Raw genomic sequence first — 12,757 nt, forward strand, 5'->3', positions numbered from 1 at the left:
CCGCGCTCCCCCATGCTGCCGCCCGAGCAGGTCATTTCGAAAATTGCAGCCAATCGAACAAAGAGCCGATGATTTTGCCAAAGATCATTGCCATCAACAACCAAATCATATAGGAGCCCATACCAATTCTTTTCGCCAAAATGGGCAACACATTCAGCACCTCCGTCAAGGCGCCGGCCAGCATCCCAACAAAGCAGCCGGCAAACAGGCCGAACACGGCGGACGAGAGCGGGAGAAGCGGAAACGAAATGTCGAACAGATCAATTACCGTGAAGCACAGCGAGCCGAGTACCACGGCCCCCTCGTACCAACGGATCATATGATAAGTTTTGGAGATCTGCGCGAGACGAGGAATCAGGTCCAATACGACAAGGAAAGCGACCATCCCGCTGCCGACTGCAATGCCGGCGGCCACGCCGATAAACATCTGGGCCGGGATGCTCCACCACTCAGTCATGCTTATTCTCCTTTTCGTGCATTTTCCCGTACTCCTCCATAATGACGTAATAATTGACATTTTCTTGGTACATAAACATTTCCACTTCAAGCGGACTCGGCTCTTCGTTGAATTTCTTCTTAAACAAATGGTTAAAAAACACCATCATCCCCAGGCCGATGCCTAATGAATATGGAATCTGCAGCAGTAAAGGATGCTCCACCCGATGCCCCGTCAGCAGCTGATAAATGCGTTGATGCACCTCAGCCATACTCACATCTGCATGAAAATTCATAATTGCCAATCCGGATCCGGTAAAAAGCAGCAGCCAAACCACACCGATCACCAGAAGGTTAGGGGGTTTACGTTCTTCTACAACTTCTATTAGACAGTGGGGGTCGCCAAAATGCTCGATTTGCAGGAATGGGTACATTTCTTTTATTTTTTTCACGATCATGAGCATATCGATCAGAATAATGTTGCCCTCGTGTGCCTCAGGTTTGTGCACCCACAGCTGACGCAAGGCAGGTTCATACTCCGCATCCACCAGCAGCTGGGCGATTTGACCGAGATGTACGGATTGTCCGGGACGAACACTTACGCGTTTACGTAAGCGGATATACAAAGTTGGGCTGGTAGCCTGCTGCATCCCGATCACTTCCATTGTTATTTAACCCATAGTATGAAATAAAAGTGATGCTGATAGTCAGCCGTTTCCTGGTAAAAATGATCCGTGGCATGAATTCAAGTTGAGTTGGCCGGTCACCCGTGGGCCTTCGAGAAGCGTTCCACGCAAAACGGCATGCCGTGGCCTATTTATACCGCCGGAACGATGGCATTCACGTCAGACTAGTAGTATGATTGAATTGGTAGACTCATCCTAAATTGGCTCTAGGAGGCATATGCTATGAACAAAAGCTGCACCCTGCTTGCCGCTGCAGCTGTGGCGTTGTCATTACTTGCACCCACAACCCTGGCGGGCACAACAAAGACTGCATCCGACTACGCCGACCTGACAGGGGTCAACTCAGAATTGACAACCAAAATTGATGCTCTGCTGGCCAAAGGCGTGTTTGAAGGCGTGTCGGACGACAGTTTCGGAATCTCACAACCTATAACTAGAGCACAATTCGCAAAAGTGGCTTGTTTGGTTTTTGGACTGCCGGTAGATAGTACGATCCCGACCACCAGCTTCTCCGATGTGCGTTTTGATGATCCGGCAAATAGCTGGGCGATCCCATATATCGAAGCAGCAAAGCGCGCCGGCCTGATTGACGGGATAACGGACACCACGTTTGCACCAGGTGACCATGTCAGCATTGGGCAGCTGGACACGGTTCTCGTGAAAGGCCTGGGTAAAAAAGTCAATGGCGCGGCGAGCCCGTGGTATGCGGACGCGGTGATACAAGCGACACAATTAAGCATCCATCCGGCAAACAAGTCCGGTGATGAGATAGCGAGCCGCGCCGACTTGGTGTTGAGTGCCTATGCAGCGTTACAAGCTGCTCAACCTACGCAACCTGCTGAGCAACAAGAACAGGTATCGATCTCCTCCGTGCAAGCCACAGGCGATCACACGGTGCAAGTGCTGTTGGACAACGCGGTCGACACCTCAAAAGCAACACTATCACTGACCAAAGACGGCGCCGCTGTCGCAGCCACAACCACGTGGTCCGCGGATGGGAAATCGGCTGTCTTAACCTTGCCGGTCGGCGCCAAGCTCTCAAGCGGCAGTTATGCGGTCACCTTGGGCGGCCTGGCAGGCTCGCAGATCAAAGGCGCTACCGGCACGGTCACGATTGGCACATCTGCTGAGAGCGGCAATATCACTTATGCGGTAACGGAGTTATACGAGGTGAGCAATGTCATCGACAGCGGGCTGACCGCGTCCGCGACCGGCACCCAAGGGTACGTGACACAGGCTCAAGCCGAAGACCCGACGTTGAGCAAATTCGCGAAAGAAATTGAATTAACCGCAACGACCTCGTCGGGAGAAGAGGTCGCTATACCGGGCATCATTCAATCGATCAGCTCATCGAATACAGCCGTCGTGAAAGCTGCCGTTTCGTCAGATCGCAAAGGATTCGTACTTGGAAACAAGGCGGGCACGGCTGCAGTCAGCATTGTTTATACAGCCGTAAACGGCGCAACCAAGCAAATGACGATACCTGTCACTGTGAAAGATGTCAACGTAGCCGCTGACATGATAGAAGCTGGGGAATCCTCAATCGAACACTCTTTGACGGTAACCGGCGGTGTGTATTCCAGCCATTTCAATGCATATGAGAAAATGGATTTGAAAATCACGGATAACTACGGCATCGAATACGAAGTAAACGAGATTCAACAATATAATTTTGCTCTCGGCACGATGTTTTACGCGGAAGACATCACAGGTGATCCCGATGCCGGCAGTGCTGGAACCGTAACAGTAGAAGCTGATGGCGCCGTCCATATCCGCGGTAATGTCAACAAGTTCACGCTAACGGCGCTTATACCCAACGGCGATAAAGCGTACGCCTCGGTTGACGTGACCCGTGATTAATTATCGCACGGGCTGCTGGACACAAAGAGCCCTCGGTTCAACCTCACCGGGGGCTTGTTTTTTGTGTTACTTCCGTCAATTGTCAACACGGCGGGCACCTGCCAGGGCGGTATCATTGCGCGATCTGTTCCTTAATGGACTGCAATATTTTCTTCTCCAGCCGGGATACCTGCACCTGTGAAATCCCTAACCTGCTAGCTACTTCGGACTGCGTCTGATCTCGGAAATACCGCAGGTACACAATTAGCCGCTCACGCTCGCTCAGCGTTCCGATGGCCTCATTGAGAGCCAGCTTATCAAACCATTTGTCTTGGCCTTCATCGGATATCTGATCCATTAATGTGATTGGATCTCCATCGTTTTCAAACACCGTTTCGTGTATAGAGGACAGCGGCTTGTTCGCTTCCTGAGCGAAGATAACATCCTCGGGGGCGATTTGCAGTTCCTCGGCAACTTCATTAATCGTGGGAAGCCGGCCGTGGCGCTTCGACAGCTCGTCCTTCGTCTTCCGGATCTTGTTAGCCAATTCCTTCAAAGAGCGGCTGACTTTGAGCGTGCCGTCATCACGCAAAAACCGTTGAATTTCACCGATAATCATCGGCACCGCGTAAGTAGAAAACTTCACATCATACGACAGATCGAATTTATCTACTGATTTCAGCAGACCGATGCAGCCTATTTGAAAAAGATCTTCCGCCTCGTAGCCCCGATTCAAAAACCTCTGTACAACAGACCAAACCAAACGGATGTTACAGTTAACCAATGTGTCTCTGGCAAGCGCATCCCCGGATTGGCTTAAAGCGATTAACCGCTTCACCTCGGTGTCATCCAAATAGCTGTGGGAGGCATGTTTCAAATCGACATCCATATGATCAGACCCCTAATTGAACAAAGCTTTTTTAGATTCAATTCGCTTTTTCATTTTGATTTTTGTCCCAGCCCCGACGGCAGTGGTCACTTCGATTTCATCCATAAAATTTTCCATGATGGTAAATCCCATGCCTGAGCGCTCGAGCTCCGGTTTGGTTGTGAACAACGGCTCTTTGGCCTGTTCCACATTCTCGATCCCCGAGCCTTGGTCTTCTATGGTCAGGTAGACGGTATCACTGTCGATTTCCGCTTGAATGCTGATGACCCCGTCCGGACTATTATCATAGCCATGAATGATCGCGTTCGTGACCGCCTCAGAGACCACGGTTTTGAGATCAGTTAACTCCTCCAGCGTCGGATCGAGCTGGGAGACAAACGCGGCCACGGTCACCCGGGCGAAGGCTTCATTCTCTGAACGGCTGGCAAACTGTAGAGCCATAAAATTGCGTACACTCATGATACTTCCTCCAAACTGCTCAAAGCCTGGGATTCGCTATCTTGAATGGACAATATTTTAAATAGCCCCGACAGTTCCAGCAGCCGATGCACAGCCGGATTGACGTCACAAACAACCATCTTGCCGCCTCTTGCTGTGACTTGCTTGTAACGCCCGAGAATAACGCCAAGCCCCGAGCTATCCATAAAAGACAGCTCTTTGAGACTCAGGATAATGTGGCTCACATCGCTGCTCTCCAACGCGTCTTCCATGCGGACCCGGACCGCATCAGCGGTATGATGATCCAATTCACCCTTCAGACGGACGACCAATACGTTGCGTTCTTGCGCTATTTCAATGTGAAGACTCAAAGCTGTTCACTCCTTCCCTTTCATGCACACTCATTTCTACACGGGATTTACCTTTTCCTGCCACCCGACAAAACTAGAAGAAATGCGCTAGAAAAAGAAGAAATGCGACAGACTGCTTGCTAAGTGTGCGCTTCGAGTCGTTTACTGACCACTTTTAATCAATGAAAAACAAATGTTTGGCTGTCCGCTTCATCAGCATCCACCATCCGGCCTTTTTGACCTCGACCGACGATTCCAGAGGGAACTCGGATAACACCTGATCTCCTTTGTATACGACGATTTTACCAATGGACTGACCCACCGCGACAGGGGCCTTCAGGTCCGGCAGAAGCTGCACTTCGTGGCGGATGCCGTCGCCTGCTTCGCCCTTTTTCAGCAAAATGCTGTACGGATGTTTAGCCGTCAAAGGCACAATTTCCGGATCTCCCTTGCTCACTTTTAATTCGCCCAACGCATCCCCTGTTTTATAGATGGAGTGATTGGTGTATTGGGCAAAGGCATAGTTGAATAAGCTGGATACTTCAGCGTTGCGTGTTTTTGTGTTAGGTTCTCCCATCACCACAGCAACCACCCGGAAATTATCCCTTTTCGCAGTAGCCGATAAGCAAAATTTCGCTTCGCTGGTATAGCCGGTTTTCAACCCGTCGGCGCCGCTGTAGAAGCGGACCAGCTTATTCGTGTTAACCAGCCAGAACGGATTCGCTGTGTCTTTGCGCAAGTAGTCCTGGTACGTACCTGTGAATTGGGTGACCCCCTCGTGCTTGAGCAGTTCCCTGGACATCACAGCGATATCGTGCGCTGAGGAGTAATGATTCTCCGCAGGCAGTCCGTTACAGTTCGCAAAATGAGTGTTCTTCAGCCCGAGCTCCTTCGCGCGTTGGTTCATCATGTGTACGAACGACTGCTCAGAGCCGCCGATCTTCTCAGCCATTGCAACGGATGCGTCGTTGCCCGATGCCATTGCGATGCCCTTCAACATATCCTGCACCGTCATCTCCTCACCGGCTTCCAGGAAAATCTGTGATCCGCCCATAGATGCAGCGTATTCGCTGGTTCTCACCATTTCGTCCATCTTGATTTTGCCTTGATCCAGCGCTTCCATGATCAGCAGCATCGTCATAATTTTTGTGATGCTTGCGGGAGGCAGTTTGGCATCCTTGTTTTTCTCAAAGATAACCGTTCCGCTGTCCGCATCCATTACGATTGCAGACGCAGCGTTTGGGGCCATATCAATCTGCGGCTCAGACGCTTTCTCCTCTTCAGCGAACGCCAGCGGCACCACCAGAGCTGTCAACAGCTGAATGGAAACAAACACCTTGATGATCTTGTTGAGCATACCTTTCTACCCCTCCATAGATACGGTTATATTGCTTCTATTCAGTGTTGACGGGATGAAAGTAAATTATTCCATTTCAAGGAGGAAAAAGAAAAAGCCGGGGATGTCGCCATCCCTCGGCTTGGGCGTAGTTGCAGCTATGTTTTTCCCCCGTCTAGTCCGTATGAATTCGCTCGACGCCGTGCTTAGTGACAACCGCGTAGATCAGCGGCGCTTTCGGCATCTCACCCGCAGCAAACGTAAAAACCTCGCGAGTGCGCTGTGTCATGTCCTCTGTGAACATCGGCTCGTTGCTGTTCATGTGAAGCTCGGCTATCGTTTCGCCGGCGGTCACGCGATCTCCAACTTTTTTGCGAAGGAGGATGCCTACGGAAAGATCGATATCGTCATCCTTCTTGGCGCGGCCCGCACCCAGCATCATCGCCGTCACGCCGAGCGCCTCGGCATCGATCGCAGATACGACACCGTCGTCCACGGCGGCGACCGGCACCTGGTACTCCGCGGTCGGCAGTAATTCAGGGTGATCTGCCATTTCAGGGTTTCCTCCCTGAGCTTGCCACCACTCCTTTAGCTTGTCCAGAGCCGCTCCGCTGCGCAGCAGCTCCTCGGTGATGCTCCTCGCTTCTTCATAGGTAGCGGCTTTACCGCCGAGCCGTACCATATGCGCTCCTAGCACTAAGCACAGCTCAGTCAGATCGGCGGGACCCTCACCGCGCAGTGTGTCGATCGCCTCGCGTACTTCCAATGCATTGCCCACCGCTAAGCCAAGCGGCTCCTCCATGTCGGTGATGACTGCCACCGTTTCTCTGCCTACTTGACCCCCGATCTCGACCATCGCTTGAGCGAGTTTGATCGATTCGTCCAGCGACTTCATGAACGCGCCGCCACCGGTTTTCACATCCAGCACGATCGCGTCAGTGCCGGAGGCTATTTTCTTACTCATAATGGAGCTGGCGATCAGTGGAATGGATTCCACTGTTGCGGTGACATCGCGTAGACCATACAGCTTTTTGTCGGCAGGTGTAATGTTGCCCGATTGGCTGATTACGGAAACGCCAATTTGCTGCACCTGCCGCAGAAAGTCCTCCTTGCTCAGCTCCACTCTATATCCTGCGATTGATTCCAGCTTATCGATGGTGCCACCCGTGTGCCCCAGACCGCGCCCTGACATTTTCGCAACCGGGACTCCCGCTGCAGCGACTAGCGGAGCGAGAATCAATGTAGTGGTATCACCCACTCCGCCTGTACTGTGTTTGTCCACCTTAATGCCTTCGATGGGACTCAAATCGGCCTGGTCGCCGGAGCGTGCCATCGCTAATGTCAAATCCGCGGTCTCTTTCGCCGTCATCCCGTTGAAGAAAACCGCCATCGCCCACGCCGACATCTGATAATCCGGGATTTCGCCTGTGCTGTAACCTCGTATTAAGAATTCAATTTCGTCTGTAGTTAACGCTTTGCCATCGCGCTTTTTTTGTATTAGATCTACTGTTCTCATGTATGCCACCCCACATCCGTTGAATTGGAAAGCAAGCTGATCGGTTACTTAGGTATTTCCATTTAGTTTCTATATTACCACAAACCCTTCGGCTTTGCCGCCAGGCGGGCGTTGGGGGCGCGGCTAGGGTCAGAGCAGGCGGGCGTAAGGGCGGCAAATGCGTGCGCATGGTTCACGCGCGCAGCTCGGTTGCCGGTGTGCTCCGGTACTCGAGTGATGGGAGCTCGGTCGGGGAGCAGATCTGGTCACAGCAGGCGGGCGTCGGGGGCGCGGAAACTGCCGTGGGTCACTCGAGTCCGCAGGCAGACGGTGGGCGTTGGCGTTGGTTGCCTCACGCTCCGCTTTATGAATATAATTTATACATAGGGGGAGCGAATGTCATTGATTAGAATATTAGCCGTAGACCGGGAGTTTAGCGTCATACCTGTCTCCGACCTGCAAAAGCTTGATGCCAATGCTGATGTCCTGTGGTATTGGGTCGACTTCGACCAGCCGTCCGAGACGGAGGCTGAGCTGTTAGGCACTCATTTTCATTTCCATCCATTAGCTATCGAAGACTGCTTCCATTTGCTGCAGCGGCCGAAGTTGGACCATTATGATAATATTCATTTTTTCGTGCTGCATGCAATGGATCCATTCACGTTTACTGCGGCAGAGATTGATCTGTTTTGGGGGCCGAATTACATAGTGACATTTCATACGTCGCCGAGTAGGGAGATCGATGAAGCGTGGCGCCGCATGGCGGAGACGCGTGAGCTGCGGGGCAAAGGGCACGTGTATGCCGCGTATCTCGTGATGGACAAGCTGGTGGATGAATATTTTCCGAGCGTGCATCAAATAGAAGATCAGCTGAGTGAAATAGAAGTAAAAGGCAAGCGTACCTCCATCCACGCAGTGATGAATGAGGTGTTTGAAATCAGGAGCAAGCTGTTGAAGCTTCGCAGAACGATTGTGCCCATGCGCGATCTGTTCTATCGAATCATGAATACCGACAAAATCCCCGGCATAAAGGAGCAGCTATTCTATTTCACCGATATTTATGATCATCTGCTGAAGTTGTCAGAGAATATAGAGTCCAACCGCGAGATGACCGCGGACATCCGGGACAGTTATATTTCCCTCAACGCGAATCGTATGAATACAATCATGAAAACACTGACTGTAATCACAACCATCTTCATGCCACTCACTTTTATCGCCGGTATTTATGGCATGAATTTCGAATACATGCCGGAGCTCAGCTGGCGGTGGGGGTATTTCGGGGCCCTGCTGCTTATGATCGGGACTGGGTTCGGTATGTATTGGTGGTTTCGCAGCAAGGGCTGGTTTGATTAAACCGGATTGATTGCATGTGATCACCGGCTCTGGCTTTCGCGAGGTCGATACGGGGTCATGATCTACATGTTTCAGCGTGCGAAAGTATGGGCATACGGGCGCCGATTGCGGCACCCTGTTGCCCGACAGCTCTCATGAGCTCGATAAAAAAGACCGCTGAGCGTCGCCCAACAGTCGGATTTTGGCCGGGAGGCCGTCCCATAAGGGTTCTTACTGCACGATCAGTTTGGATTTCATTTCAGCATGACCGGGACCGCAAGGAAGAACACATATCACATCATAAGTGCCTGGTTTATCGAATTTGACTTCCGCTGATTTTGTGTTGTTGTCCAAGTGCACACCCAAGCCGACGATCTCCATCGCGTGCATTCCTTCTTTGTTGTTCAAAGATACCGTCACCGTTTCGCCAGCTTTCACTGTATATTCAGCCTGATCAAACTTAAAGTTCGATGCCACGAATTTCAACTGCGGTCCAGCCTTGGCTTCCGATGCCATTTGGGCTTGTCGCTCGCTGATGGTGTCGAACAGCACCCCGGCCCCTAACAGACAGGCTACGATAAACAAACTAAACATAATCCACTTTTGCATGCGGTCATCCCCCTTACTGTTATTTCCATCCAAAGTACTCTATCATTGTACATAAAGAGACGAGCTTTACCTATTCCTTTTTTCTGCCTGACAGTGAAAAATTTGTGACATTTTACTAATCCGGTATAATTTTCTTAGCCATCTTGCCACAGTTTTAAACAAAACGAAGCCAACGCCATGGTCACTAAAGCTTGTCCAGCCGTATGCCGTAACAGCATTCCCATTGCCACACGTGTGTTGGCGGCACAACAAAAGCCGCTCGTTGGAGCGGCTTCATCTGCAAAGCAATAGCTGTCGGCGCTCTAAACCGCCACCCGGCGAACGAACTGCCGCACCAGCTCTATGAACATCGGCTTGGTGCGATTGGCTACCGCCACGACCTGCTCATGCGTAAGAGGTTCCAGCTCTTCGCCAATCGCCATGTCGGTGATGCAGGAGATTCCGAGCACTTTGAGCCCCCCGTGTCTCGCTGCAATTACCTCACCGACGGTCGACATACCGACCGCGTCTCCGCCGAGCTTCGCCAGCATTGTCAGTTCTGCCGGAGGCAGATAGCTTGGACCTGTAATCCCGCTGTACACACCTTCCTGCAGTCGGATGTCCGTGCCCACGCTGCGCATATCCTGTGCGATTTCTTTCGCCAACGCCCGATACTCCCGGTTGTACGCCTCCGACATGTCCGGGAAGCGCACGCCCAGCTCAGGATGATTCGGGCCGATCAAGGGGTTGGCGCCCGTCATATTCAAATGATCCGCAATCAACATCAAATCGCCGGGTTCGTAATTGCGGTTCATGCCGCCAGCGGCATTCGTGATAACCAACGAGCGCACGCCCAGCTGTTTCATCACATACACGGGAAAAACTACTTTTTGCATCGAGTATCCTTCATAGTAATGAAATCTGCCCTGCATGACGATGACAGATTTCCCTTCCAAAGTGCCGATAACAAATTGGCCGGCATGGCCTTCTACGGTAGATATAGGAAAATGTGGGATTTCATTATATGGAATGCGAGTCGCGTTGTCCACCTGATCGGCCATGTCGCCCAATCCCGAACCCAAAATGAGACCGATCTGCGGAGCTTCTGCTCCCTGCAAACGCTGCTGAATCCACTCGGCGGCTTCCTGAATCTGTTGTATGTAATTGGTTTCCACTCTTTCGATCCCCTTCCAATTATAGGTGCAGTTAGTCGAGCTTTGCGACGATTCCCAGAATCAGTTGAAGGAACTTCGGCTTCACACGCTCGGTGGTTTCCATCACCTCTTCATGGGACAACGGTTGATCTAGGATTCCCGCAGCCATATTGCTGATGCAAGAGAAGCCCAATACCTCGATGCCTGCATGGCGGGCAACGATAACTTCCGCCACCGTGGACATACCGACTGCGTCAGCGCCCAATGTACGCATCATGCGGATTTCCGCCGGCGTTTCGTAGGTAGGACCCAGCAGCCCGATATACACACCCTCTTGCAGCTTGATCCCCTGCTCGGCAGCCACCGCACGGGCCGTGTCGCGCAGCCTGCGGCTGTAAGCTTCGGACATGTCCGGGAATCGTACTCCCAATTCATTGAAGTTAGGTCCGATCAGCGGGTTGCGGAAAGTGAAGTTGATATGATCTTTGATCAACATTAAATCGCCAACTTCGAACGACGTGTTAACCCCTCCCGCAGCATTAGTAACGATGAGAGTCTTGACACCCAACTCTTTCATGACACGGACGGGGAACGAGACAACATCGACTCCGTACCCTTCGTACATGTGAAAACGGCCTTTCATTAACAGCACATGTTTGCCGTGAATCGTGCCCAGCAGCAGTTCGCCGGCGTGTCCTTCTACCGTGGACACCGGAAAATGCGGAATGTCGTTGTAGGCGATCACCGTCGCTTGTTCCACTAGATCAGCAATCACACCAAGGCCCGAACCGAGGATCAGACCGATTTCCGGTGCCGCCGTATACTTCGAACGTATGTAAGCCGCCGCCTCTTTGATCTTGGTTAGTACGCTTTGCTGTTCCATTCGTTTTCCCCCTCTTGACGTTGTGATCATGAATTTAATTAAGATTTCACACTTTAAGCTGGCTAAGGAAGCTGCTGCCGTTCCCTGTGTTGCCCGTGCCGAAATTAGCGGCTATCGTTGCGCCGACATCGGAAAACGTCCGTCGAGTTCCAAGCGATGCGCCGGTTTTAATTCGAGGCGTGTATACCAGCAGCGGAACATACTCGCGCGTGTGGTCCGTGCCGGCGTGAACCGGATCGTTCCCGTGATCCGCCGTTATAATAAGCAGGTCATCCGGCCCGATTTGTTCCATAATGCGAGGCAGCCACTCGTCAAATTCCTTCAGTGCGTTTGCGTAGCCTACAGGGTCGCGCCGATGACCGTACACAGCATCGAAATCAACGAGATTCGTAAATAACAGCCCATGAAACGGCTCTTTCAAAAATTCGATCGTGGCCTGAATCCCGTCCAGATTGCTTTTTGTCGTGCGTGCACGGGTGACCCCTTCACCGGAATAAATATCGTTGATTTTGCCCACTGCGATACAGGCGAGTCCGGCATCCTTCAAGTAGTTCATCACCGTCGGTGCCGGAGGAGATACTGCGTAATCATGCCGGTTCGGCGTGCGCTTGAACGCCCCCGGACGTCCCAGATATGGACGTGCAATTACCCGGCCGACCACGTATGGATCCTCTAGAGTTAATTTACGGGCGATTTCGCATGCCTTATAAAGCTCCTCCAGAGGAATTACTTCTTCATGCGCTGCCAGTTGAAACACACTGTCGGCCGACGTATAAACGATCCATGCGCCGGTCTTCATTTGTTCCTCGCCCAGTTCATCCAGTATCTCCGTGCCGGATGCGGGTTTATTGCCGATCACCTTGCGGCCCGTTTCTCTCTCGAAACGTTCAATCAGCTCCGGCGGAAATCCTTCCGGAAATACGTTGAACGGAGTTTCCACCCGCAAGCCCATAATCTCCCAATGTCCTGTCATCGTATCCTTGCCAACTGACACCTCGGCCATCTTTCCAAAGCTCGCAAGCGGGTCCTCCACAGCTGTGATACCCTCGAGCCGCTCTATATTTCCGAGCCCCAATCGCGCCAAATTCGGAAGAGCAAATCCCGCATTGCTCTGTGCAATGTGGCCTAACGTATGAGCCCCGGCATCTCCGAATGCAGGCGCATCAGGCAGCTCGCCGATTCCTACGCTGTCGAGAACAATCAAGCATACGCGTTGAAATGTCATGCGTTGTACCCCCTGTTGGTAAAATCCATCTTTCGCTATTATCGCAAAACGTTGAGTCGTTTGCAAAGTAACTCTGCACGACACGAGCCCGTATTTTCAAATCA

The 12,757-nt window shown here is 51.9% G+C and carries 13 protein-coding genes; 2 read left to right on the plus strand and 11 right to left on the minus strand.

Annotated elements, in window-relative coordinates; genetic code table 11:
• Window positions 1–31 precede the first annotated feature (31 nt).
• A complete protein-coding gene (locus tag CBW46_RS06265) occupies window positions 32–457 on the minus strand; it encodes a stage V sporulation protein AB (RefSeq protein WP_089199140.1) in 426 nt (141 codons plus the stop codon).
• Window positions 450–1,085, minus strand: coding sequence for a stage V sporulation protein AA (locus tag CBW46_RS06270; RefSeq protein ID WP_089199141.1), 636 nt, complete (start codon window positions 1,083–1,085; stop codon window positions 450–452). Before CBW46_RS06270 ends, CBW46_RS06265 begins: the two co-directional genes overlap by 8 nt.
• Before the next feature lie 258 nt (window positions 1,086–1,343).
• Between CBW46_RS06270 and CBW46_RS06275 the strand changes: the two genes are divergently transcribed.
• Window positions 1,344–2,981, plus strand: coding sequence for an S-layer homology domain-containing protein (locus tag CBW46_RS06275; protein ID WP_089199142.1), 1,638 nt, complete (start codon window positions 1,344–1,346; stop codon window positions 2,979–2,981).
• Between the two features lie 112 nt (window positions 2,982–3,093).
• Here CBW46_RS06275 and sigF read toward each other — a convergent pair whose 3' ends face one another.
• The 5 genes from sigF to CBW46_RS06300 all read right to left on the minus strand — a co-directional run bounded on the left by sigF (window position 3,094) and on the right by CBW46_RS06300 (window position 7,489).
• Window positions 3,094–3,849: an RNA polymerase sporulation sigma factor SigF gene (sigF, locus tag CBW46_RS06280; protein ID WP_089199143.1), complete on the minus strand. Its 756-nt coding sequence runs from the start codon at window positions 3,847–3,849 to the stop codon at window positions 3,094–3,096.
• Window positions 3,850–3,861: 12 nt separating this feature from the next.
• The gene (gene spoIIAB / locus CBW46_RS06285; protein WP_089199144.1) at window positions 3,862–4,308 is read right to left on the minus strand and encodes an anti-sigma F factor; all 447 of its coding nucleotides are present in this window, start codon (window positions 4,306–4,308) and stop codon (window positions 3,862–3,864) included.
• Window positions 4,305–4,658 (minus strand): anti-sigma F factor antagonist, encoded by a 354-nt coding sequence (gene spoIIAA, locus CBW46_RS06290; RefSeq protein ID WP_089199145.1) that lies wholly within the window; start codon window positions 4,656–4,658, stop codon window positions 4,305–4,307. The genes spoIIAB and spoIIAA overlap by 4 nt, the downstream gene beginning before the upstream one ends.
• A 154-nt stretch (window positions 4,659–4,812) precedes the next feature.
• Window positions 4,813–5,994, minus strand: coding sequence for a D-alanyl-D-alanine carboxypeptidase family protein (locus CBW46_RS06295; RefSeq protein WP_089199146.1), 1,182 nt, complete (start codon window positions 5,992–5,994; stop codon window positions 4,813–4,815).
• A 154-nt stretch (window positions 5,995–6,148) separates the two neighbouring features.
• Window positions 6,149–7,489: a pyrimidine-nucleoside phosphorylase gene (locus CBW46_RS06300; protein WP_089199147.1), complete on the minus strand. Its 1,341-nt coding sequence runs from the start codon at window positions 7,487–7,489 to the stop codon at window positions 6,149–6,151.
• Between the two features lie 381 nt (window positions 7,490–7,870).
• Here CBW46_RS06300 and corA point away from each other — a divergent pair, with 381 nt between their 5' ends.
• Complete coding sequence (corA, locus tag CBW46_RS06310; protein ID WP_243633212.1) at window positions 7,871–8,824, plus strand: magnesium/cobalt transporter CorA; 954 nt, start codon at window positions 7,871–7,873, stop codon at window positions 8,822–8,824.
• 210 nt (window positions 8,825–9,034) lie between these two features.
• Here the strand turns inward: corA and CBW46_RS06315 are convergent, their stop codons facing one another.
• From CBW46_RS06315 to deoB, 4 genes are all read right to left on the minus strand, one after another.
• On the minus strand, window positions 9,035–9,412 hold the full coding sequence (locus CBW46_RS06315; RefSeq protein WP_089199150.1) for a cupredoxin domain-containing protein: 378 nt from the start codon (window positions 9,410–9,412) through the stop codon (window positions 9,035–9,037).
• Window positions 9,413–9,714: 302 nt separating this feature from the next.
• Window positions 9,715–10,566, minus strand: a complete 852-nt coding sequence (locus tag CBW46_RS06320) for a purine-nucleoside phosphorylase (RefSeq protein WP_089199151.1) — start codon at window positions 10,564–10,566, stop codon at window positions 9,715–9,717.
• 31 nt (window positions 10,567–10,597) lie between these two features.
• Complete coding sequence (locus CBW46_RS06325) at window positions 10,598–11,428, minus strand: purine-nucleoside phosphorylase (protein WP_089199152.1); 831 nt, start codon at window positions 11,426–11,428, stop codon at window positions 10,598–10,600.
• 46 nt (window positions 11,429–11,474) lie between these two features.
• Window positions 11,475–12,653, minus strand: a complete 1,179-nt coding sequence (gene deoB / locus CBW46_RS06330; RefSeq protein ID WP_089199153.1) for a phosphopentomutase — start codon at window positions 12,651–12,653, stop codon at window positions 11,475–11,477.
• Window positions 12,654–12,757 lie beyond the last annotated feature (104 nt).

The sequence above is a fragment of the Paenibacillus xerothermodurans genome, assembly GCF_002220865.2.
Lineage (GTDB): Bacteria > Bacillota > Bacilli > Paenibacillales > NBRC-103111 > Paenibacillus_S > Paenibacillus_S xerothermodurans.